The organism is Pedobacter miscanthi (genome assembly GCF_032678605.1).
Lineage (GTDB): Bacteria > Bacteroidota > Bacteroidia > Sphingobacteriales > Sphingobacteriaceae > Pedobacter > Pedobacter miscanthi_A.
Genome location: NZ_JAVTSU010000019.1, coordinates 79,324 through 104,642, shown reverse-complemented (window position 1 = coordinate 104,642; position 25,319 = coordinate 79,324). Strand labels below are relative to the sequence as shown.

Sequence of the window (25,319 nt, the reverse complement as noted above, 5' to 3'; positions counted from 1 at the left end):
AGATGAAGGTTCTTAAAGTAAAAAAATGAAAAAACTGATATTTCTTTTCTTATCCGCAGGTATATTCCTAATCTCTTTTAGTAGATTCCAGGAAAAGACCTGGCAAGATGAACAACCTGTATACAATGGTAAAGATCTTGGTGTTACTTACTCGGCGAAGGTAACTCACTTTAAAGTCTGGTCCCCTACTGCCTCGGCCGTAAAACTTAGGTTGTATGCAGCAGGTACGGGCGGTGAGCCACTTAAAACGGCGGATCTCATAAAATCAGCTGATGGCACCTGGGAGGTCTCTATAAGGAATAATGTCAAGAATCTGTATTACACTTTCCAAACCAATATCGCCGATATTTGGCAAGGGGAATGCCCCGATAGCTATGCTAAAGCAGTTGGTGTCAACGGCAAACGCGGGATGATAGTGGATATGGCTGAAACTGATCCTTCGGACTGGGCAAACGACAAGAAACCAGTGCTTAAAAACTTTAATGACATCGTCCTCTATGAGTTGCATATACGCGACCTTTCTGTAAACGAGAACTCGGGGATCAAAAATAAGGGCAAATTTTTAGGGCTTACCGAACTGGGCACAAAAAGCAAGGAAGGCGAGCCAACCGGCTTGGACCATATTAAGCAGCTTGGCGTAACCCATATCCACCTGTTACCCTCTTTTGATTTCAGCTCAGTTGATGAAACGAAAAACAACGGAAAGTACAATTGGGGTTATGACCCCTTAAACTACAATGTTCCGGAAGGAAGTTATGCGACCGATCCATACGATGGAAGGGTAAGGATAAGAGAATTTAAACAGATGGTTAAAACCCTTCACAGCAACGGCCTACGGGTTATCCTTGATGTTGTCTATAACCATACAAGCGGGATAAAAGATGCCAATTTCACACAGTTTGCACCGGGCTATTTTTATCGGCACAATGCGGATGGGAGTTACTCAAATGCCACTGCTTGTGGTAATGAAACCGCCTCCGAAAAAGCGATGATGCGGAAATTTATGACCGAATCGGTTGTATACTGGGCAAAGGAATATCATCTGGATGGGTTTCGTTTTGATCTAATGGGAGTACACGACATTGAAACAATGAACCAAATAAGTGATACACTCCATAAACTCGATCCAACAATATTTATTTACGGCGAGGCATGGGATGCGGGTGCAAGCCCGTTACCAGCTGCGCAACGTGCATTGAAGAAAAACATGCAGCAATTAAACCAGGTTGCTGCTTTTAGTGATGATATCCGTGATGCGATCAGGGGCGCGCGGGTAAAAGTAAAAGGCTTCGTCAGCGGAGAAACCAATGCAACCGAAACCCTGAAGTTTGGGATAACAGGATCTGTTCAGCATCCCCAGGTAAACTATAATCTCAGCAGGTCTAAAGCGCCATGGGCGAGGGAGCCATATCAAACCATCAGTTATGCATCATGTCATGATGACAACTGCTTATACGACCGACTTAAACTCGCTAATCCCGAAGCAGACGAAGATCAGCTCATAGAGATGGATAAACTGGCCAATGCGATCGTTTTCACCTCACAGGGGATACCCTTTATTCAGGCAGGTGAGGAATTTCTCAGAACCAAACAGATGGTAAGCAATTCCTATAATAAACCGGATTCGATCAACCAACTGGAGTGGAGCAGGAAAGCCAAATATAAAACTGTATACAATTATTACAAGGATTTTATTGCCCTTCGAAAACACCATCCCGCTTTCCGAATGCCAAGTGCCGTAATGATCCAGAAGCATTTGGAGTTCCTTGATGCAAAAGATCCCGCCCTTGTCGCCTACCAGTTAAAAGACAATGCCAATAAAGACAAATGGAAAAATATACTGGTGGTAATGAACGGGAGTTTATCCGCTAAAGACTTTCAGCTCCCCCAGGGACAGTGGACACTTGTGGCAGACGGCCAGCGTGTTAATGAAGGCGGCATTAATAAGCAGATCTCTGGAAGTAAAACCTTAGCCCCTACTGCCATTTACATATTTCACCAATAAGAACCCGAGCCAGAAAAGGCCCAAATAAAAAAAATTGAGCTCATCCAATGAAAAAAGCATTATTATCCATTTTTTTTCTCATTACCATTTTTCTAAAATCCCATGCTGAAGAGATCGAACGAATTGAACCTGCATTTTGGTGGGCGGGAATGAAAAACCCGGAACTTCAGATCATGCTTTATGGAAAAGATATTTCCAAAAACAAGCTGAGCTTAAGTTATCCCGGGGTGAAATTAAAACGGGTAGCTAAGGTTCAAAACCCAAATTATCTCTTTGTTTACCTTGAAATTACACCCATGGCGAAACCGGGAAATATCTGGTTGTCCTTTATCCAGGGGAACAAAAAATTTAGAAGGTCTTACCCTCTATTACAGCGCAAGAAACAGAATGGTGCTGCAGGCTTCTCCTCCAGGGATGTGATGTACCTTATCACGCCCGACCGCTTTGCAAATGGCAATACAGACAATGATGTTCTTGACGGCTTGCAAACAGACAGACTTCAACCAAACGCCCGCCATGGAGGAGATCTCCAGGGAATTGAAAAAAAACTTGACTACATTGCATATCTGGGTTTTACCACCGTCTGGTTAAATCCTGTGCAAGAGAACCGGATGCCCGGAGGCTCTTATCACGGGTACGCGATAACTGATTTTTACAATGTTGATCCCCGGCTGGGCACAAACAACCAATACCGGTCTTTAATCGAAAAAGCCCATTTCCGTAAAATGAAAGTAGTTATGGATATGATTTTTAACCATTGCGGCTCTATGCACTGGTGGATGAAAGACCTTCCCACAAAAGATTGGCTGAACAACAGTGGGAAATTCGTCCAGACCAACCACTATAAATGGACAATAATGGATAACCATGCTCCGCAGAGCGAAAAAAATGTACTGATCAATGGATGGTTTTCCCGCGGCATGCCAGACCTTAACCAGCGCAATCCATATTTAGCTAAATACCTGATCCAGAACAGTATATGGTGGATAGAATATTCCCAGATAGACGGGATCAGGATGGATACCTATCCCTATGCGGATTATAGTTTTATGACAGAGTGGTGTAAACAGGTGGAAAAGGAATACCCTGCTTTCAGTATTGTTGGAGAGTCATGGTATCCTAAAGAGTCTGCATCTGCATGGTGGCAGCAAAATTCGCCATTGAACCCTAAAAACTCAATGCTTAAAACGGTTATGGATTTCCCACTGACCTTCATTATGCAAACTGCGTTTGACGAGCAGACAGATTCAGAGGAGGGCAAAGAGGCTGGCCTGTTCAAAATTTATGAAAGCCTATCTCAGGATTTCATGTTTCATGATCCGGACAATATGCTCACATTTTTGGACAACCACGATATGGGCAGGTTTATCAGAAAAGATGAAAAAGATCTTAAAAGGTATAAACAGGCATTGGCGTTTTTACTGACGACACGTGGAATCCCACAGATCTATTATGGTACAGAAATACTGATGAGCGGTACCAAAGATGAGGGGGATGGCCTGATCCGGAAAGATTTTCCTGGCGGCTGGGCAAAAGACTCCATAAACAGCTTCGGTGAAAAGGGCCGTACATCTATACAGAATGATGCCTGGAACTACATGCGCAAACTGCTGCAATGGCGCAAAACAAATCCTGCCGTTACTGGTGGCCGGTTGATCCATTATACCCCGGATCAATCCGGTGTTTATGTTTATGCCAGAAAAAAAGGTGATCATATTGTTCTGGTGATGCTAAACGGCACATCCGTTGATAAAACGCTAAAAATGGACCGGTTTGCCGAAATTACAGGAAATTACCCTCACGGAAAAGATCTTCTCAGTGGTGAAACTTTAGATATCTCCAAAGATGTTAATGTACCTTCCCGGGGCACTTATATACTGGAACTATCTGAATAAAAAGCCAGGGCTATATCAATTTTGACACTGATGAACAAAGACCCAACAACCTGCTGATAAATGCATGAATACATCAATGACAATTGTTTTAAGTGGGCAATTTCGCCTCTTGAAAATTTGGTTAGGCACAGGGTATTGCCGGATAGCATGCCCTTGCCATTTTATTTGTCGATGCGAAAATAGCTGATGGCAACAAATTGACCAGATATTTAGACATTTCTTGAAAATTATTTCCTGATAATATTGTGATATGCAAACACAAGGCCAGTTTTAAATTTTAATAAGATCTGGCTTATTGTTCACGGTCCATCTAATTTTCTTTCCTATCCTGGAAAGCGAACTGGGAATTTTATATTTTATTCGCACTGCAACGAATTAACAGAAAAACACGGGGCAAAACATTGAACTAAATGGCGTTAATCCAATAATTATTTTTGAGACGATCTGGATATATTTTGATTACAGAGGGAAAGCATCTTTACTATAAATAATATTACTTCGTGTAATCAATCTCAGCCAGCATCAAATTTGTGGATTTATACCAGATCGCTGTCTGATTTCTGCAAAATACCGGACTACTAACCAAATATAATGAATACTAAAATTAAAAACCCGACAACTAAAGGTTTAATCTCCGCATTTTCATGTATCGGATACCACAGCGACACTGATCGCAATATTGAGAAAGCAACGGCAAATACCAACTGATTGAATAGGCTTAATACATTGAAATCGCAATCAATATTTTTCCACAAGCCTATCTCAACAGACCGCAGAACAAGCGCGCTCCTATTCATCTAAATATTACCAGTTTCTGAAGGTATATCTATTGACAATTTATTTTAATGAGACTGAGATCAATGCAAAATTTCATGTATTACTTCCATTATCGCGTTTAAATGGCGCTTACCAAATGCTTTAATGTTAGTTTATTCACAGGAAGGAGGGCTGGCCATGCATTGGTCTGACGGCCAAACTGGTAATCTATATGACATTCCGATAGATCTGGGCTACCAATGACTTTTATAAATTCTTAATAACCAATTATAAACCAACTAACCAAATTAAAATGAATGTTTTTACATGTAAGAATGTACGAAAGGTGATGTCTTCTCCGGTCTTAAGGCGAAGAATCCTAATCCTTTGCTGTCTGTTTTTATTTTCTTTTCCAGCCAATGCATTTTCTGATCCGCATGATATAGGTGGACCGCCAAGTTTGATTGAACGGGTGATTACGGGTATTGTAACAGATGAGAAAAACAGTCCCCTTCCCGGTGTAACCGTTAAAAACAAAGGCTTTTCAGGAGGAGTGATCACCGGGACTGATGGAAAATTCAAAATCAGGATAAATGAACCCGCTATCTTGGTATTCTCCTTCGTCGGATATATCATCAAAGAAGTTCCTGTGAGCGCGGATAATGACATAAAGGTTGTGCTTAGAGAGGATCTAAGTGCGCTTAATGACGTGGTGGTAATAGGCTACGGAACAAAAAAACGTGGCGATCTCACCGGAGCTATAGCTACAATATCAGCAGAAGATATTGGAGATACCCATGGAGGAACGACTGTAAGCTCCACGCTTGCTGGTAAGCTGGCCGGTGTGACTTTCAGACAATCGGAAGGCCGACCAGGCGCAACCGCGAGTATCCAGATCAGAAATATGGGAACCCCATTATATGTCATCGATGATATACAACAGGACGAAGGCCGTTTCAATAATTTATCACCGAACGATATTGAAAGTATTACTGTATTAAAAGACGCGGCCGCCGCAGTTTACGGCGTTCAGGCTGCCAATGGCGTAGTGGTAGTTACCACTAAAAAAGGCACACCAGGCCGGAATAATGTAAATGTGGACACCTACAAAGGTTTTCAGATCATGGGACGTTTTCCACATGTACTGACCAATACAGCCGACTATCTATTTTATGAGGCCGAGGCAGAAATGAACAGTAACAATACGACATCCATCACACCGGAAGTTCTTGATCTGGCAAAGGCTGGCACTGATCCGCAGTACCGCAGTTTTGACTGGAGATCTTTTGTTATCAACAACAACTACGCACCTCAAAACTCGGTAAATGTAAATGTAAACGGGGGATCCGATAAGGTTACTTATTATGTCTCTGCTACCCATCAATATCAGGAAGCAACGATTGGTGAAGATTATAACTATAAGCGCAGTAACCTGCAATCCAACCTGACAGCAAAGCTGGCAAACGGACTTAAAGCGGGTTTTGATATCAGTGGAAGATTGCAGACCACTTCGAACCCCGGTCTTTCCGGAGGCGATGATTACAGTAAGGCCAAGGAAAGTATTTTAAGGCTCACTCCGATGGACCGTCCTTTTGCCAATGACAATCCGGCCTATCCCGCCGATCTGGGAACCAATACGCTATGGAACTATGCGTTTTTAAACGACGAACTGGGCGGCAGGAATACAATTGATGCGCGCATGATGCAGGCAAACTTCCATCTGGATTATGCAGTACCCTACGTTAAAGGACTCTCTTTCCGTGGGCTGGGCTCTTATTCGTTCTATGATTTATTAAATGACAATTTTGAATATTCGCTGGATGCCTACACCTATAACCCTTCGAGCGACACCTACAGAATTACCGGAGGAACCAGCCGCAGGTGGCGCGAGCGTGAGCAGATGAAGCTCATCCGTACAAACGTACAGTTGCAGGCCAACTACAATATAAGCATCGGTAGGCACAACCTTAGTGCATCTATGGTAATGGACCGGACAACCGAAGCAAACACCAGGAATTACGTACACGCAAATCCGGTAAGTAATTCTGTCTCGTTGATCAATTATTCGATCGTGGATACTTATGATGACAGCCGTTACAATGATGCACGCATTGGCTTTGTGGGCAAGCTAAGTTATAAATTTGCGAACCGTTATTTTATAGATGCATCGGTTAGAAGAGATGCATCGTCTCTTTTCGCACCTGACAAGCGTATAGGCTACTTTCCGGGGGTAACAGCAGCGTGGCGCCTTACCGAGGAGAAATTCATAAAAAACCTGCTTGGTGAAAGAGGCAGTAAAATACTTTCAGATTTAAAGATACGTGCTTCTTATGGTATCCTTGGGGATGACAGAGGGGTCGTTGACAGGTTTGCCTATCTTTCCGGGTATTCCTACCTCTCCACTTCTACCCCTGCAATCTTAGATGGGACTGCGGTGACCACCTCGAGAGACAAAGGCGTACCGGTAACTTCAGTTTCATGGACAAAAAGCCGCACCTCAAACATCGGTGTTGACTTCAGTTTATTTGAAGGAAGAATAACGGGCAGCTACGAAAATTATTACCGGGAACGTACTGGTCTGGTAGGTAATCCCAACAATGTGACCCTTCCAATGGAGGTCGGCTTTGCTTTGGCCAACCAGAATGTGAATTCTGATGCTAATTTTGGCCAGGAGATCTCTTTGTTTTATAGGGGATCGCTCAACAAACTTAAATACAATTTCGGAGGCAACTTCTCATTTGCACAGACCAAATGGGTCAGCTCACCAAACCCAAGGTACTTCAATTCCCTGGATGAGTACCGCTATAGCACAAATGACAGGCTGAGCAATTTCGCCTGGGGGAAAACAATGATCGGCCAGTTTACCTCACAGCAGCAGATTTATGATTATCCTGTCAACATTGACGGTCAGGGAAACAAAACCTTGCTGCCTGGGGATTTTATTTTTGAAGATGTCAACGGTGATGGTAAAATTGATGGTCTGGACGACCGTCCGGTAGGTTATAACACTGGTACGCAGCCTATCTTCAATTTCGGCTTTACCATCGGGCTTAACTATAGCAACTTTGATTTCCGTGTTGATTTTTCTGGCGCTTCCGGATATGCCTGGAACCAGAATTTTGAGCAGCGTTTTCCTTTTTACAACAACGGAAACCTGAACAGTATTTTTACCGATAGATGGCACAGGGAAAACATCTATGATCCGAACAGCGCCTGGATACCGGGTAAATATCCTGCAAACAGATATAATCCGACGGGTGGCTCCAATTACATGGTGAATTCTTATTGGTACCATCACGTTACGCAATTACGGATAAGAACCTTGCAACTGGGATATTCTATACCAGCGGCATTACTTAAAAAGGTCAAAATCCAGAAAGCCCGGTTTTACATCAACACCTATAACTTATTCTCTTTCGACAACCTGAAAAAATATGATGTCGATCCGGAAACTGTAGATCAGAACGGTTTACAGATCCCACAGAATAAGGTAGTCAATATTGGTGTCAATCTTTCTTTTTAAGATCAAAAAAATTATCATCATGAAAAAAATATTTATCATCTTTTTATTTGGCCTGTTTGGTTTTATCGGCTGTAAACAGCAAAACGGCCTGCTGGACATCACTCCTACCAACTTTTTGGATAACAGCACAATTTTTAGCGACCCGGTTCTGGTTGTGTCAGTCCTGGCCGATTTCTACAATAGGTATATAGATTTTTCCAGTCTGGACAACGGCTGGGGGAGCTTTGGGGATTTTAGCGAAGCTTTCCCTTCGGACGGCAGTTATGGCAATGTGAAAAATACCAGTTGGGGCTACGAGTCATGGTCTACATGGGATTATACTTATGTCCGCGAACTGAACCTGTTCCTGGAACGCATAAAAGCCTCCCCTAATCTATTGGATGCTGACAGAAAGCGGTTTATTGCCGAGGGACGTTTTTTACGTGCCAGCTATTATTTTGAAATGGTTAAAAGAATGGGTGGAGTTCCCCTGATCCTCAACTCCCTGAGTTACGATTACAGTGGTGATGTAGGTTATCTGCTGTTCCCCCGGGAAAAAGAATCCGCGATTTATGATTTCGTGATCAGTGAAGCTGAGGCGATCAAGGACGATCTGCCTGCAAATGCCAATACCAAATCACGGGCAAGCAAAGCAGCAGCGCTTGCAATGGAATGCCGCGCTGCATTATATGCAGGTTCAATAGCCAAATATGGCGCATCAACGCCAACAGTTGCACTGCCTGGTCTGGAAGTAAGTATACCGGCGGATATGGCGAGGGACTATTATTTAAAAGCACTGGCCGCTGCAAAAGAAATCATCAACGGAAGTGCAGGTGCCTATAGGTTATACAACAACAGTACAAACCTGTCAGATAATTTCGCGAATATTTTTCTCGATAAATCCAGTGCCGAAACGATTTTTATAGAAGATTTTCTGACGGGCAAAACGCATAATTTTTCGAGGGATACCCAACCCTACTCACTCACCGAAGAGGGAGGCAACGCTGGAAGGCTTAATCCATCACTCAATTTGGTGGAACAGTTCGAAAAACTGGACAATACTTTTGCTCCCCTGGCTACGGTTGATGGCGCCAATAACCGTATTTACTATACCAACGTGACCGACATCTTTGCAGGACGTGATGCACGGCTTGCGGGAACTGTTTTATTACCCGGGGCCACTTTTAAAACAGGGACAGTGGATATCTGGGCCGGTTATCAGCTGGCAAACAACACCGTTCTGACCAGTGATCAGGCCACCAACAAAAAAGCTTTGCCAGGTACAGCTACACTGATCCAGGTGGTTGGACTGGACGGACCTGTAAACAACCTCTCACTACATACCCAAACTGGGTTTTATATCCGAAAATACCTTGATCCTACGCCAAAGTCCGGCCTGAACGGTACGGGCAGTACCGTCGCATTTATCAGATACAGGTACGCAGAGGTTCTACTAAACGCAGCCGAAGCCGCTTTTGAAACCGGGGACCCGGCCACAGCTACAAATTATTTAAATCAGGTCAGGGCCCGGGCCGGTTTAACTGTCCCCCTGACGCCCGCACAGATAAGCTTCGACAGGATAGTCCATGAACGCCGTGTGGAACTGGCCTTTGAAGGGCATATTTTATTTGATATGAAACGCTGGAGACTGGCCCACCTGGTATGGAGCGGGAGTGCGACTTCATTGACCGAACTTAAGGCCAATATTGGTAGTGCCACCAAAAAAAGCACCCAGCCCTGGGGACTCTGGCCATACAAATACTATGACCCAAACAGCGTGAACAATGGCAAATGGATATTCAAAGAAATTTTGCCAGCTGTCGTGACCGGTTACAACCGGTTCCAGATGGGCAACTATTATAGTTTTATCAATGCCGGAATAACCTCTGCAAACCCAAAAATCGTTAAACAGCCAAATCAATAAGTTTATGAATACGATCAACTATAAAACCGCAATACTAATTGCCAGCATATTTGGAATAGCTCTGCTGATTTCCTCCTGCACAAAACTCGATAATTATGATCCGCCAAGTGCTAAACTGTCTGGACACCTTGTATATAAAGGTGAGACTTTAGGGGTGGAATATAATGCGGTCCCTTATCAGATCTATCAGGATGGATTTGGTAAGACCGGTCCGATTTCTGCGACCTTTGCGCCCGATGGAAGCTATTCCACATTATTATTTGACGGAAACTATAAACTACTGATCCCCAATAACCAAGGTCCTTTCAGATGGAGGTTTACCCCTACCGGAAACCCGGATACGCTTGCCATTGCAATAAAGGGAGACCAGGTACTTGATCTGGAGGTAACCCCTTATTATATGATCAGGACACCGCAACTCACGGTCAGTGAGGGCAAGGTATCCGGTACTTTTAAACTGGAAAAGATCATAACAGATGCCAACGCCAAAACGATTGAAAGTGTAGCGATCTATATCAATAAAGGCCAGTTCGTATCCAACAACGGAAATGAGCGAATTGCAATGACCAGTATCAATGGTTCTGCTGTTACGGACCTGAACAACATATCGCTGTCAGTACTGATCCCTGCAATGGTACCTGCCCAAAATTCGGTATATGCAAGAGTTGGAGTTAAAATTACCGGTGTGGAAGACAGGCTGTATTCCTCGGTCCAAAAGCTGAATTTTTAAGACCTTATTAGCTGGGGCGCTAAGAATATCAGTGCTCCAGCTAAAAAATGATCTATCGCTTATTGATATCATGTCATCACTAGCCATGGTATCAATAATAATTTAACGAGTCAATTAGCTGGGAATTACCCGAATTGTGGTTAAAAATAAACAAACTGGATCCGGCTGGACTGGATATATTTGGATCGATCTTTATGGTGCCCTCAAGACCGGGCGGTAAAAAATGGGGTGTAAAAGTTGGGACGAACCTGGTGCAGACTATTGGCAAAATTCCCACACCAAAATAGATTAAACGCAAAAAAACAAGGTTTACCAAACTCATCGTAGCAAACCCGTTCCATTTTGAATAAAAAAATGGCTATCTTAATTTTTCATCCAACTATTATATATCTCAGTCTGCAAGCTATTTGGAACAGCGAGCGGACTAATGTTAAAAGTCTTCGTCTGCCAAGGGTTCAAGATCACTTTCAAATCTTTCACAGCACCGTCCCGTTTGATCTGTAAGGTGATCTGATCGCCTTCTTTCTTACCTTCCAATGGTTTGCTGAAAACAACCAGACTGGCTTTTTCGCTATCGATATTCAATATCTGATCCCCTGCCTGCAGACCTGCTTTCCAGGCGGGCGATTTCCAGGATACTTCCCTTACCTCAATTGCATTACCGTTCATGCCCGCAGATATTCCAAGGCTTTGCCCATCAACCCAATGGTTTGCTGTATCAATACCCAGGCCAGCATAAGCAAAATACTTGGCATAGTCTGGTGATATTGTAGTATTGGCATAGGAAAACAGCTCATCCAAGGCTACACCTGCTACCTTTTCGGCTTCGGTTCTAAACTCTTCTTCTGTAAAGCCCCTGTTTTTCTGCTTATAATAAATTTGGTAAAGCCCCCGCATCAGATCGTCTAACGATAGCTTATTCTGCCTCTCATGCCTTATCTTCAAATCCAGCATCAGCCCCAATGCACAGCCCTTGTCGTAGACCGAAATCGTTTTGCTTAATGCTTCGGCATTACGGTTGTTGGGATTTCCTTCCATCTCCCAAATGGCACGACTGGCCGCCGCTGCAGACTGATGAAGATGCCCTTCCTTATTCTCGTAATTGCTGATACTTTCCTTAAAGTTATCAAGTACCTCTCTTTCTGTCATCAGCTTAGCCCGTTTTGTGATTAGGTTCTCATAATAGACTGTAAAACCTTCAGATATCCAGAGCAGATTGGTATAATTTTCTTTGCTGTAATCAAAAGGGCCTAACTCAATCGGCCGGATGCGTTTTACGTTATAGGCATGAAAATATTCATGTGCGAGAAAATTATAAAAACGCACTTTGTTTCTGGGCGAAAGCAGGTTTTTGTTCCCAATGATCAGTGAGGCCGAATTCAGGTGTTCAATGCCGCTGAATCTCCCACTTTGTGGCGCGCCGACTGCCAGAAAAGTATATTGCTTATAAGGGATATCTCCAATAATCTGGCTTCCGCTTTCAAAAATCTTCTTCAAATCTGCCGTTAGCTGTACCCGGTCGAGATCTCCAAGGTCATAACCGATAAACTGGTGCGGAACCCCACTTACCATAATAACTGGCAACGCTTCCAGACGTCCCATGAGTATGGGACTATCATACAACTCATCGAAATTTGCTGCTGTAAAACTGTTGGCCGTCCCAGGCAGCCTGTTAAGCCCAGTAGCCACAAGTTCAGGCCAGTAATGGTAAGGTTTCACCGTCAAAGTCACCGGTAATGCCAAGGCCTCTTTAACGTAGAGCAGTAAAGCACCCGGGATAATGTAGCCATAATCTTCTGTAAGGTTGATATTGGCGATAAAGGGATTTATAGCCTTAACATCATACGCTATTCGAACAAGCTGTTTCTTTGCGGTGACCTCCCAGGTGGATTGACCAGTCTTTCTCCACTTGACAGGTTTATTACCGGCATCCCTTGCACTAAAGTTAGTCACTGCTGCGGCATAATCCATAATAGAGTAAAATCCAGGCGTCCATACCGGCAGGCAAAAATCGAGCGTTTGCACTTTCGCGGGCCTGTATTCCATTTCCACATGGTAGAGGTGTTTAGCCGGGTCAGGCATAGAAATCACAAAATTCATATCCGCAGACTGGGCAAGCGAACTTGATGGGATCAATGCTATGGCTGTCAGTGCAAATAAAAAATAAGTTTTTGCCTGGAGTATCGAATAATAAAAATTCATAATTAAAATAGGGAATAATTTTTTAAGATAACAGGTAATGGGAAATTGTTACAAAATTCTACATCTTTGACGTCACCTTGACTAGCTGCAGAAAAATGGTAATACAAAACATAGCCTGCGAGAGTAAAGTACAATGTGTCTTGTTTGGGTTTTACTTGTCGTTATCAACCCATACAAATTATTCACTTTATTTTATATAAAACTGAAAGGAGCAATATCTTGCTCCTTTCAGCGCCAAATAATTTTAAAAATACTCTTTTACAATAATTATTTTGAGCGTCCTGGTTTGGGAAATACCTGATTCGCATTTGCCCAATTTTTCCAAAGCACTTCAAGTTCTTTTACTTTATCCGGATTCTGCCCTGCAAGATCATTTGTTTCCGCTTTATCTTTAGACAAATCAAAAAGATGCCAAGTGGTATCATTACTCAACGAAACCAGTTTCCAATTCCCAGATCTGGCATATCGGGCACCGAAGTGTTCGTTGAAAAGTGTAGTATGCCCCACGTTTTCATTTCCTTTTAATGACGGCACTAAACTTATGCCTGGGGTAGGAATTATGCTTTTCCCTTTATAAGTAGTTGGATATTTTGCACCTGCCAATTCAACAAAAGTTTTCATAAAATCCATTACATGGCCACGCTGATTGCTGTAACTTCCTTTCTTTGCTTTAATTCCCTGGGGCCAATAAGCAATCATTGGGGTGTGAATTCCGCCTTCAAAAGATTCAGCCTTGGCGTATTGATAAGGTGTGTTTGCTACATTGGCCCAAACCCTCCCTATAGAACTATATGTCGTTTGCGGACCGGGCATGGCCTGCTTCTGAGTTGCATAAACAATCGGAGATCCCTTGCGCGTTTCACTCGGACGATCGAAACCTGGACCGTACGCGGCGGCATTTTCAGGACTTGCCCCATTATCTGACAAGAATATAATAATGGTATTATCCAATTTCCCGGTTTTGCGTAAGGCATCTATAATGCGCCCAATACCTTGATCCATTCTATCAATCATAGCGGCATGCACAGCCATCGCCTCTGCATCCCAAACTTTGTCCGGATTATTCTCCCAAGAAGTGGTACGACCGAGCGGTTTTGATAATTTAGTCGTATTGGAATCAATAAGACCAAGCTTAACCATCTTTTTATATCTTGCCTCTCTAATTATATCCCAACCGCCTTTATACGTATCCTTATATTTTGCTATATCTTCAGGCTTTGCCTGCAAAGGCCAATGAGGTGCATTCTGAGCAACATATAAAAAAAACGGTTTATTTGTTTTTTTCCACGAGTTGATGTAAGCTACTGCCGTATCATTGATCGCATCAGTTTGGTAATAATCTTTTGGGACAGTTTTTACCGGCTTTGTTCCACTCACTAAACTAAAAGGATCGAAGAAATCTACAACACCCCAAATCGTACCGAAAAACTGATCAAAACCGCGGCTTGTTGGATATTGGCTTATTGGAGAAAAATCACCAAAATCCTTTTTATGATTTAGCCATTCCAACTGCGCCTTTGGATCTTTCTGAACATTGGTATTGGATACGTGCCATTTTCCAGACATTGCAGTATTGTAACCAGCGGTTTTCAGTACTTCAGCAATGGTTACAGTGTTATCCGCAAGCCGGCCTAAGTAACCTGGCTCGTCTTCCGCATCTGTCATTTTACCAATTCCTGCTTGTTGATTGTACAGTCCGGTAAGTAACGATGCTCTGGTTGGACAACATCTGGAGGTATTATAAAACTCTTTATATCGTAAACCATTGCTTGCTAAAAAATCGATATTGGGCGTGTTGATTTCGCCGCCATAACATCCTGCATCAGAGAAACCCATATCGTCGGCCAAAATGACCACAATATTAGGCCTTTCCGGTTTAGTTTCTGTTTTGATTTTTTTAGGGTTTTGATCAAACGCACTTAAAAATATCAGCGCTGAGCCTGAGACGACCGCTAGGGAAAAGAATATTTTTTTTGATTTCATTTCTATTTTTTTTATTGAACGATCTTATTTTTTACCATTGAGCGTCTTTATGGTTTTTACCTCGTTTTCACTAAAAGGCGTTTTATCTTGCCTGAAGATATCATGAAACCATAATTCAGGTTCTTTCCCTCCTGGCATTGGGGTATCCCAGGCATAAATCGTATTGGTTTTACCAGATACAAAACCCCAGTTAATGGCACCGACATTTTCGGCTTTTAACATTGGTAAAATTGTTTGAAATAAACTTCCGTTCCTTCTGGCCATATATTCTGTACAAACCAGTGGCCTTTTATAAGCTTTTAGATCTGCAATTTTAGCCTGATGGCGATCGATATATCCATAGTGGTGGTAGGTAATGATATCTGAATTTTCAAGCTGGAACTTGTTTAGGTTCTCAAAGTGAGCACCATAATTCCAAACGCCCGCGGTAAGCGGTTGACTGGGGTTTACAGTTTTAGCCCAAGAAAAGACCTGTTTTAAAAGATTTAGGCTTTTATCTACGTAACCGTTATTTCCTGGTTCATTGTATAAATCCCACATCAGAATTCGCTTATCATCTTTATGCACGGTAAGAATATCCTTAACATAGGCTTCCAGCATTTTTAAGCTATCTGGGTTATTTCTGATATCGGTACCGGGATCGCGAAGCCAACCACTATTGTGTACACCGATCTTAGGTTCCGGCTGTTTGCCTGGAGCATATTTATCATTCCAGCAATCATCAAAAAACACAAGGATGGTTTTTACATTATGTTTGGCAGAAATATCCAGATAGTTATCCAATCTTTTCTTGAAACCTTCCTTATCCGATGTCCAGGCGATATGGTGAAGAAATACCCGCATAGTATTAAAGCCGAGTTCTTGCGCCCATCCAAGTTCTTTATCAATCTGAGTCGGATCAAATGTAGTTTCCTGAAACATTTCCAACTGGTTGACCGCACTGGCGGGCTGATAATTGCAACCGGTCATCCAGGCTTGCTTTTTGTACCAGGCATTCGCCTGCTCCGTTGTCCATCTGCTCTGTGCAAAGGATGCGCTGCTGCACAGGCACGTAATTAAAATAAATAGGTATCTCATAATTATTGTATAATATTTTTAGATCAACTGAAATGTCTCAATATCCAGTGTTTTGTGTGCAAAGTTTATTAGCATCTAATTCAGATTGCGGTATCGGAAACAGGACCCGATGATCCGTTGCATTGGCTATACCTCTTGCAATAGCATTGCTGATCAATTTACCCTGACGGACCAAATCTTCACGACGTTTACCTTCGGATACAAACTCCCATCCCCTTTCTCTTAAGATAGCATCCCTAAATAATTCTTTCGATGCAAAATCTGTCAACATAAGCGATACAATCCCCGCCCTTGTTCTTACTTGATTAAGTAAACCTAAACTCTCGGCAGTTGGCCCAGTCAATTCATTTAAGGCTTCAGCACGGGTCAGTAGAATATCGGCATAACGCAATACCGGTACATCCGTTCCGCTATTGTTTCCAACAGTTGCATTATCCCAATATTTGAAACTTCTGGCATTATCCCCTGTTGATAAATCCACAGTTGCATTGCTGGTATTTATATAACTTGTGCAGATTAACGAAAGTCGTTTATCATTTGGTGCAAAAGTACTTGTAAAAGCAGTTCTTAAACGGTACATCGTTGCAAAATTGGACATTGATGATGCGTAAACGTAGTTTGGAAACTGTGGACTGTTTTTATATGCCGGAGGTAAAGCACCTGCCTGATACCAGTTTCCAAAAGGATCTTCCGGACGGCATTGCAAGGCTAAAATAATTTCTTTATTCCGCTCATTTTCAACCCTAAACAAACCTTCAAATGAAGGGAACAGGGAGTAATAACTATAGTCCATTACGGCCTTAGCGGCATCAGCAGCTTTTTGCCATTGTTTTGTGTTCAGAAAAAATTTAGCCAAAATCGCATAAGCCACACCTTTATTATATCTCCCAAAAGCAGCCTCGGCACCGGGGTTAGGTAAATCAGGAATTGATGAGGTGATATCAGATTCAATAAAATCTAACATTTGTTGATTAGTTGCTTTAGCTAACGCACCAGTTTGTGTTTCTGGGGTTCTTAGCGGGACAGCGCCAAAATTATTGTAGAGAATCGCGTAAGCTTGGCCTCTAAGCACCCTTGCCTCAGCAGTGTACAATTTTTTATTGGCATCAGTGGTATTTACCGCAGCAATATTTTGAATCACACTGTTTGCATCCCGGATGGCTCTATAGTTGGGTGCCCAAAGGTCGTCAAAAAATGTTCCTGTAGTTGGATCCCAGGTATAGTTAATCAGCGTAAGTAAACCACCGTTTTCAGCTCCTCCGGTGTTATAACCAATATCGGTAGACACTTCGGCGCCGTTAATTACCCAACGTGAGTTGGTTTGGGTTTGCGCTTGTGCATAGGCACTGAAAAGCAGCGACTTTATACCTGCATCTGAGGTTAAGACATTGTCCGGCGAAAATTCTGAATTTGGAGATACTTCCAGCGATTTTTCGCATGAAGCAAACGAAAATAGCATTCCCGACAATAGTATATATGTTAATATTTTTTTCATCATGACCGATTTTTAAATGTTAAAGCTGAAGATTTACCCCAAAAGTGTAGGTTCTGGAAAGTGGGTAAGAGTTATAATCTACCTTTTGAATATTATCCCCCAAAGAGTTCGCTGCTGGATCCGATCCCGAATATTTAGTCCAGGTGTATAGGTTGGATCCATTTGCAAATACCGATAGGCTGCTTACAAATCTGTTCTTGGGCAATGGCACTTTAACCGTTAACCTTACCGCTTGTAGTCTTAGATAAGAAGCGTCTTCGACAGTTCTGGTATTAACCTGTCTCTGCCCCTGAACATCGTTAGGCAAGAAAGATGGATAATCGTTTGTTGGATTGGTTGGTGTCCAACGGTTCAGATAAGGCTCTGCTAATTTATTTCTTCGAAGATCTACCGGGTAAAGTGCATCAACTAAGCTACTGTTTAATAATTTAGCACCCTGAGATCCTTCCAGAAACACCTCTAGGTTAACAATTTTATAACCAAAGCTGGCATTAAAACCGTAGTAGAAATTTGGCATCGATTTACCAATAATGGTACGGTCATTGGCATCAATAATTTTGTTACCATCTAAGTCACGGTACTTTAAATCTCCGGGACGAACGCCTGCTTGTGCGGTTGAAAAATTATCACCGGTCTGCCAAACACCATCAACAATATAGCCGTAATAAGAACCGATGGATTCGCCCGGTTTTAAAATCCCCAATGCACCGATAGAGCCTACACCGCCGTAAATTACCTGATTTAAATCTCCAAGACTCAAAATTTGATTTTTTAGGGTTGTAATGTTAAATCCGGCATCAATGGTAAAATCTTTTCTATTTAAAATTGATCCTTTTAGGGAGAATTCAAGGCCTGTATTGCGCATGCTGCCGACATTTTGGGTTTGTGATCCAAAACCTGTACTTGCGGCCTGTGGGGTATCATAAAGTAAATCAGATGTTTTACGGTTATAATATTCAATGCTTCCGCTTACCCTCGAACTAAACAAAGCAAAATCTAAACCTAAATCTACCTGGTTAGCCGATTCCCATTGTAAATCAGGATTGGCGCTTCTAGTCGGATTTAAAGAGCTGTATCTGGTTCCGCCAAAAATGGCATTTCTACCTGCAGAATAAGTGCTGAAATAAATATAGTTGGCATTAGGTTGATTTCCGGTTGCGCCATAACTTATTCTCAATTTCAAATCACTAAGAATTTTGTTCTCTTTTAAAAAATCTTCATCATGGATTTTCCAGGCCACTGCCGCCGATGGAAAATAACCGAACCTTCTGTTCGGTCCGAACCTGGCAGAACCATCTGCCCTTAACGATGCGGTTAATAGATATTTGCCCTTATAAGCATAATTAACTCTGCCTAAAAACGAAACCAAAATATTTTCTTGCCGGCTATTGCTGACACTATTTAATGTGTTATCGCCCGTACCCAAACCATCGTAAGTTAAATCTGGCAATGCAAATGATCTTGAGCTCCCAATTAATGAACTGGAAGTATAGCGCTCATAAGTGGAACCTGCAACTGCAGCGATACTGTGATCGCCAAATGTTTTATTAAAATTCAATGTGGCCTCACCTAAATAGTACGCACGTTTACCGTCGCGGACATCAGCGTATCCATTATAAGATGCTCCTGTTAAAGTAGTTGGATCAATCCAGAAATAACGTTGGCTATCGTTTACATCCGCACCGGCTCTTACCTTTGCAGACAAGGAAGGGATAAAATAATATTCTGCATAAATATTTCCGATTGTCCTATAAGTATCGCCCATTCCATATTGTCCATTAATTACGGCCAGGGGATTGTCCATCGGATTCATTAATGCCGAACGATTGTAGCCGCCTGTAGCAGTATAAGGTGCGGCAGTTGGATCATAATTTTGAGCCATGTAAAGCGCACTAGCATTATCATTCAAACCAACGCCTGTTGCATTATAATTATCTCTGCTGTAGGAAGATTCTAAACTAATCCCTACTGCATATTTTTGTGCCACCGAATGCTCTAGGTTTACACGGCCACTGTATCTTTTATTCCCGGAATTCAACATAATTCCATCCTGATCGTATAATCCGGCGGAGATATAAAACTTGGTATTGCCTCCACCCCCGGAAAACGAAATATCATGACTTTGAAGCGATGCTGTTTTCAGTAATAAAGATTGCCAATCGGTATTGGCATTTGTGCCTGTAACACGGGTGGTTGGTAAATTGCCCAAATCAATAATGCCGTTTATGGCCTGTGTATATTCATCACCGGTCATAAATGTGAGCAAACGTGTGCCCTTTTGCGTTCCGACAGAACCATTGTAGTTTACTTTTAGTTTTCCGTTATCGCCTTTTTTAGTGGTAATAATTACAACTCCATTTGCACCCCTGGAACCATAAATTGCCGTTGCCGAAGCATCTTTCAAAATTTCTATCGAAGCGATATCTGATGGATTTAAATTATTCATCGCTGAGCGAAGATTCGGATTACTGGTTGTTCCACCGGGGGCAGAACTTCCAATTGCAGATCCATCATTAACTGGCAGACCATCGATTACATAAAGTGGGCTGTTATTACCCGTAATGGAAGTAATTCCTCGGATCTGGACACTCATTGCAGCACCGGGCTCCCCACTTTTCTGGTAAATTTGAACGCCGGATGCTCTGCCTACCAAAGCCTGTTGTACGTTTACATTAGCACCTTTTGTCAGGTCGCCGGCTTTTAGTGAAGTAACCGAACCAGTAAGGTCACTTTTACGTACCGTACCGTAACCCACCACCACAACATCCTCTAAATTCCCGGCTTCTGGTTCTAATGTAATATTTAAGCTTGCTCTTTTATTTACTTCGATTTCAATATTTTTGTAGCCCACAAAACTCACCTGCAAAACTGCATTTGAAGGCGCATCTATCGTGAAGATTCCAGATGCATTGGTGCTTACTACAATAGGTTGGTTTTTAACTTTTACAGTAGCACCAACAATGGTTTCTCCCTTTTCGTCTTTCACTACACCCGTTACGCGTGAAGTTTGGGCATAAACTGCGTTGGTTATACTGCCACAAAAAATCAGTAATACACTCAGCAATTTAAAAAGCTGGCTTTTGCCTGTAAAGGGGAAATTGAATGCCATTCTCGAAAAATCAAACCTTCGAGTTTTCATTTTTTCTTTCATTTTTAATGATGGTTAGGGAATTAAGATAAAATAAATAGCACCTGCAATTGTTTGTTGCTAAATATTCGATAGGATTTTTTTATTAATTGAGACTACCTCAATTTTACATTTTTCGACATCAGCCCGATGCCGGATATAAAACTTTAAAAATTGGCGATCTTAAATTGTAAGTTATATTCATGAAATAAGGACTGACGTGTAAATACATAAAAACAACACCAAAAAAGTCTCTAGATTTTGTTTTCTTTTTAATCAAACCCTGTCTGCACAGAATATGTCACCACTTCTATAGGTTAAACCCGAAGCTAATTTCAAAAAATTAGGTCCCTTTATTTTTTGTAGGGTTAAAGTCTACCTCCTGGGAATGGAGCTTATTGATAAGCGTCTTTTGTAAAGTTTTTTTCATAACGTTTAATATTTGGTTTGTAAGTCGATCAATTTCAAATTTGATCAATCAAATAAAAACAATTCGAATATTACATTCTGATCAATTTTTCGCGGAATTGTCTCAAAATAGTATCGTTAATTTACTTTTCGTTATTACATAGTGGTTTAATCTTTACCTTGACTTCCGATTACACCAAACAGCCCCAAAATACATTTGCAACTCTTCTTCGATTTTTTAACTTTGGATACCAAGTTATGAGCCTTCTTCAAACCAGATTATTTATTTTTTGTCTCTTTCTGTTTTCAATTAGGCCAGCGTTTGCCCAACCCTATTATTTCCGGCACTACCAGGTTGACGAAGGACTATCCCATAACACCATAATCAGTTTACTTCAGGATCATAACGGAATGATCTGGGTCGGCACAAAAGGCGGTCTAAATTCTTTTAACGGACATAATTTTAGGTCATATTTTAATAAAGCCACCAGCTATGGTACAATTGGAAACAATTTCATCAATTCATTGAATGAAGACAAAAATGGTATGATCTGGATTGGCACCGGACGAGGAATTTTGCGTTTTGATCCCGTTAACGAGGTTTTTTTTCAGATTCCGTTTAACATTGCGGACGGAATAGAACAAATTAAAGTTGATCAGGCAAATAACATCTGGTTTTTGAAAAACAACATGCTCTGCAAATACAATCAGCTAAAAAAGCGCCTCACTTACTTCCCTGGTGTTATTGGGAATGCGATGATGTTTGATAGCAATGGGAAATTGTGGATTGGAAATCATTATGGCGAAGTGTTTAAATTCGATCCCGCAAATAATAGTGTGTCGGACTTTGTTCAGGTATTGAATAAAAAATTGCCCTACAATCAAAAACTCATCAGCAAATTACTGATTCTGAAAGATCAGATCCTAATTGGCACGACCAAACATGGTCTGCTGACTTATAGCCTCATCACAAAAAAGACAAGAGCGCTTCTATCCGAAAACAAAGATAATACAGATATCTACGTGAGAGACATTATCTCTGCAGAACGAGAAAATTATTGGGTAGCAACAGAAGCCGGAATATATGTTTACAATCTCAAAACAGGCCGATTTACCAAAGTTGAGAAAGTTCTGAGCAATCGCTATTCAATTTCTGATAATGCGGTTTATTGCCTACTTAAAGATAACGAAAAAGGATATTGGGCGGGCACTTTTTTTGGTGGATTAAATTATCTTTCTCCAGAAAACATCAAGTTCGAAAAGTACATCAATATTAAAGAAAAAAATTCCATATCCGGTAATGCCGTGCGCGAAATTTGCAGTTACGATAACAAAAATATTTGGATTGGTACAGAAGATGCCGGCGTAAATCGGCTAGAGCTCAAAACAGGTAAATTTACTCAATTTACCACGACGGGGCTTTCCAATAATTTGTCTTACCCAAATATCCATGGCCTTTTAGCTACAAAAGATAAACTCTACTTAGGCCCATTTCTGCACGGCTTGGAAATCATGGACATAAACTCGGGCAAAATTATTAAAAGACATGGTTTTATTGATTCGGGAGATGGATTTACAAGCGATTTCGTAATGTCTATCTACCAAACCTCGGATAAAAGAATTTTAATCGGGACGGTTAATGGTGGGCTGTATGAATTTGACGAAAAACGGGATAAGTTTAAGCGTTTGATGTTTATGCCTGAAAACTCCAGTATATATGCACTTTGCGAGGATCACAATGGCACAATCTGGGCTGGAAGTTTACAAAACGGTGTGTTCTATTATAATCCTAATAGTGATTTAAATGGTAATATAAAATTCAACAAAAAAAATGGCTTTGACTATCAGATTCAGGGTATATATGAAGATAGCCGCCATTTTTTGTGGCTCGCCAGCGAAGGTGGGGGATTGATCCAGGTTGATCCAGATCGAAAAAAGATCACTAAAATTACGACAAGAAATGGCCTGCCAAGCAATTATCTATTTAGAATGCTGGAAGATAATGCTGGCAATTTATGGATAAGCTCACTTAAAGGATTGATCTGTCTAAATTTAACTTCCAAAAAGATCAAGATTTTTACCAGAGCCAACGGATTGATTACCGATCAGTTTAATTACAATTCCGCCTATAAGGATATAAACGGAAAGATGTATTTTGGAACGGTACAAGGGCTTATTTCTTTTAATCCTACTGATATATTGTTAAAATCAGTTGCGCCCCCACTCTACTTAACCGCATTCCAGGTAAATAATGAGGAAGTAACACCGAACAAAAACGGCGCTGTGCTTTCTCAGGCAATCCAATACACCGATACTATACATTTAAATTACAATCAATCGAGTTTTAACATTGAATTTGCCACTTTCAGTTATACTTCTCCAAAAACGATCGATTACACCTATCGAATGGAAGGCGTAGGCAACAACGAATGGACGAATCTAAAAAATAATCAAAAGGCTTATTTTACAGATTTAGCACCAGGCACTTACAATTTTATGATTAAAGCCAGTGATCATCTTGGCGGCTGGGTAAGTAAAACCCGACATATCGTTATTCAAATCCATCCACCTTTTTGGAAAAGCGGATATGCTTATTTTTTTTACCTGTTGCTGGTTTTGATTCTATTTTATCTTTCGGCAGATTATTATCGAAAGATGCTCGAATCTAAAAATCAAAGGAAACTTCAGCTTTTCGAATTTGAAAAAGACAGGGAAATATACCAGGCTAAGATCGAGTTTTTCACCAATCTTACTCATGAGATTCAAACTCCGTTAACGCTGATAAAAGGCCCGGTTGAACGGATTCTTAATCGCATTGAAGATGCACCCGAGATTAAAAAAAGCTTGCAGATGATTGATAAGAACACCAACAGGCTCCTTGCACTCACCGCACAATTGCTGGATTTCAGGAAGACCGAGATTAACCAGTTCGGATTGAGTTTTGTAAAGCTAAATATTATTCAGGTTTTAAGGCAGGAAGTGATTCTCTTCAAGCCTGAAATAGAAAAAAAACATATTAAATTCGAACTTAAGCTCCCAAAGACCATTTTAATTGCTTTTGTAGATCATGAGGCATTTAGGAAAATCATCAGTAATCTGCTATCCAATGCCCTAAAATATGCGCGTTCAATAATAATAATCGAGCTGTTGCCAACTGTCGAAGATAATAACGAATTTGCGATTCAGTTTGCTACGGATGGCGAACCTGTCCCAAAGGAATTGAGGGAGAAAATATTTGAGCCTTTTTACCGAATGAGTAGAAACATTGATAAGCCGGGAACTGGTATTGGTTTACCAATTGCCAGATCTTTAGCAGAATTACATAATGGAACGCTAGTTATGGCTGACTCCGAAAATGAATTAAATATCTTTGAATTAACATTGCCTATTCACCACTCAATAGAATTTAACTTAAGCAAGTGGAAAAAAATTTAACTAAAACCGATCTACTTCTGATTATAGATGACAGCGAAGATATCCTCGATTTCCTTACCGAGATCTTCTGCGATGGCTATGATATAGTGACTGCAGAAAGCGCAGAACAGGCGTTATCAATATTGAAAAACAATGTTATCGATTTAATTATAAGTGACATTATGATGCCCGGAATTGATGGGTTTGAGTTTTGCCAACAGGTTAAATCAGATATCGATTATTGTCATATTCCGCTGATCCTGCTAACTTCTAAAAATACCTATCAGGCTCAGATAGCGGGCTTGGAAGTCGGTGCTGATGCGTATGTTCAAAAACCTTTTTCTCCGCAGTTTCTGTTACTTCAAGTCGCCAATCTATTAAAAAACCGATTTAAGGTTAGAGAGCACTTTTCGAATACACCGGCTGAAGAGAGTTGGATTACAACACATCGTAAAACCGATGGGGTATTTATGAAAAAAGTTGAAGAATATATTCACTTGAATATAAAAGATACAAATTTAGAAATCGATCAATTGGCTTATCACATGAATATGAGCCGCCCTACTTTTTACCGTAAAGTAAAAGCAATTTCTGACGTTAGCCCAAAAGATCTGATTAACATTGTGCGCTTAAAAAAAGCGGCAAAATTAATTGAGGAGAACGGCTTAAAACTTTTTGAAGTTTCCCAATTGGTTGGTTATCGTTCGCAAAGCATTTTCGGAAAGAACTTCCTTAAATACTTTGGGATCAATCCCATTGAATATGCAACTCAATTCAAGAATGTATAACCTGTATATTCAC

Annotated in this window: 12 protein-coding genes; 7 read left to right on the top strand and 5 right to left on the bottom strand. The window is 41.2% G+C overall.

The genetic code is table 11. The features are described 5' to 3' along the window. Positions 1-25 precede the first annotated feature (25 nt). From pulA to R2R28_RS23585, 5 genes are all read left to right on the top strand, one after another. The gene (pulA, locus tag R2R28_RS23605) at positions 26-2,005 is read left to right on the top strand and encodes a type I pullulanase (RefSeq protein WP_316828117.1); all 1,980 of its coding nucleotides are present in this window, start codon (positions 26-28) and stop codon (positions 2,003-2,005) included. A 47-nt stretch (positions 2,006-2,052) separates the two neighbouring features. Then, complete coding sequence (locus R2R28_RS23600; protein ID WP_316828116.1) at positions 2,053-3,900, top strand: glycoside hydrolase family 13 protein; 1,848 nt, start codon at positions 2,053-2,055, stop codon at positions 3,898-3,900. A gap of 1,069 nt (positions 3,901-4,969) precedes the next feature. After that, positions 4,970-8,179, top strand: coding sequence for a SusC/RagA family TonB-linked outer membrane protein (locus R2R28_RS23595; RefSeq protein WP_316828115.1), 3,210 nt, complete (start codon positions 4,970-4,972; stop codon positions 8,177-8,179). Between the two features lie 19 nt (positions 8,180-8,198). Beyond that, entirely contained in the window at positions 8,199-10,082 is a 1,884-nt protein-coding gene (locus R2R28_RS23590; RefSeq protein ID WP_316828114.1) for a RagB/SusD family nutrient uptake outer membrane protein, read from the top strand. A gap of 4 nt (positions 10,083-10,086) precedes the next feature. Then, positions 10,087-10,812 carry a DUF3823 domain-containing protein gene (locus R2R28_RS23585; protein WP_316828113.1) on the top strand — a complete coding sequence of 242 codons (726 nt, stop codon included), beginning with the start codon at positions 10,087-10,089 and terminating at the stop codon, positions 10,810-10,812. 363 nt (positions 10,813-11,175) lie between these two features. Here R2R28_RS23585 and R2R28_RS23580 read toward each other — a convergent pair whose 3' ends face one another. The 5 genes from R2R28_RS23580 to R2R28_RS23560 all read right to left on the bottom strand — a co-directional run bounded on the left by R2R28_RS23580 (position 11,176) and on the right by R2R28_RS23560 (position 20,708). Continuing rightward, positions 11,176-13,014: a M61 family metallopeptidase gene (locus R2R28_RS23580; RefSeq protein WP_316828112.1), complete on the bottom strand. Its 1,839-nt coding sequence runs from the start codon at positions 13,012-13,014 to the stop codon at positions 11,176-11,178. Between the two features lie 267 nt (positions 13,015-13,281). Continuing rightward, on the bottom strand, positions 13,282-14,997 hold the full coding sequence (locus tag R2R28_RS23575; protein WP_316828111.1) for an arylsulfatase: 1,716 nt from the start codon (positions 14,995-14,997) through the stop codon (positions 13,282-13,284). Positions 14,998-15,021: 24 nt separating this feature from the next. After that, the gene (locus R2R28_RS23570) at positions 15,022-16,074 is read right to left on the bottom strand and encodes a glycoside hydrolase family 2 TIM barrel-domain containing protein (RefSeq protein ID WP_316828110.1); all 1,053 of its coding nucleotides are present in this window, start codon (positions 16,072-16,074) and stop codon (positions 15,022-15,024) included. A gap of 37 nt (positions 16,075-16,111) precedes the next feature. Further along, entirely contained in the window at positions 16,112-17,572 is a 1,461-nt protein-coding gene (locus R2R28_RS23565) for a RagB/SusD family nutrient uptake outer membrane protein (protein WP_316828109.1), read from the bottom strand. Positions 17,573-17,588: 16 nt separating this feature from the next. After that, complete coding sequence (locus R2R28_RS23560) at positions 17,589-20,708, bottom strand: TonB-dependent receptor (RefSeq protein WP_316828108.1); 3,120 nt, start codon at positions 20,706-20,708, stop codon at positions 17,589-17,591. A 654-nt stretch (positions 20,709-21,362) separates the two neighbouring features. On the opposite strand from R2R28_RS23560, the gene R2R28_RS23555 reads away from it, so the two are divergent. Both R2R28_RS23555 and R2R28_RS23550 read left to right on the top strand, forming a co-directional pair. After that, positions 21,363-24,539: a two-component regulator propeller domain-containing protein gene (locus tag R2R28_RS23555; protein ID WP_316828107.1), complete on the top strand. Its 3,177-nt coding sequence runs from the start codon at positions 21,363-21,365 to the stop codon at positions 24,537-24,539. Beyond that, positions 24,524-25,306 (top strand): response regulator transcription factor, encoded by a 783-nt coding sequence (locus R2R28_RS23550; protein WP_316828106.1) that lies wholly within the window; start codon positions 24,524-24,526, stop codon positions 25,304-25,306. Before R2R28_RS23555 ends, R2R28_RS23550 begins: the two co-directional genes overlap by 16 nt. Positions 25,307-25,319 lie beyond the last annotated feature (13 nt).

Excerpts from the sequence above, each read along its gene's own strand:
- R2R28_RS23595 (WP_316828115.1), top strand. The coding sequence starts at position 4,970 with ATGAATGTTTTTACATGTAAGAATGTACGAAAGGTGATGTCTTCTCCG.
- R2R28_RS23575 (WP_316828111.1), bottom strand. The coding sequence starts at position 14,997 with ATGAAATCAAAAAAAATATTCTTTTCCCTAGCGGTCGTCTCAGGCTCA.
- R2R28_RS23565 (WP_316828109.1), bottom strand. The coding sequence starts at position 17,572 with ATGATGAAAAAAATATTAACATATATACTATTGTCGGGAATGCTATTT.
- R2R28_RS23600 (WP_316828116.1), top strand. The coding sequence starts at position 2,053 with ATGAAAAAAGCATTATTATCCATTTTTTTTCTCATTACCATTTTTCTA.
- R2R28_RS23570 (WP_316828110.1), bottom strand. The coding sequence starts at position 16,074 with ATGAGATACCTATTTATTTTAATTACGTGCCTGTGCAGCAGCGCATCC.
- R2R28_RS23590 (WP_316828114.1), top strand. The coding sequence starts at position 8,199 with ATGAAAAAAATATTTATCATCTTTTTATTTGGCCTGTTTGGTTTTATC.
- R2R28_RS23580 (WP_316828112.1), bottom strand. The coding sequence starts at position 13,014 with ATGAATTTTTATTATTCGATACTCCAGGCAAAAACTTATTTTTTATTT.
- R2R28_RS23560 (WP_316828108.1), bottom strand. The coding sequence starts at position 20,708 with ATGAAAACTCGAAGGTTTGATTTTTCGAGAATGGCATTCAATTTCCCC.
- pulA (WP_316828117.1), top strand. The coding sequence starts at position 26 with ATGAAAAAACTGATATTTCTTTTCTTATCCGCAGGTATATTCCTAATC.
- R2R28_RS23585 (WP_316828113.1), top strand. The coding sequence starts at position 10,087 with ATGAATACGATCAACTATAAAACCGCAATACTAATTGCCAGCATATTT.
- R2R28_RS23555 (WP_316828107.1), top strand. The coding sequence starts at position 21,363 with ATGAGCCTTCTTCAAACCAGATTATTTATTTTTTGTCTCTTTCTGTTT.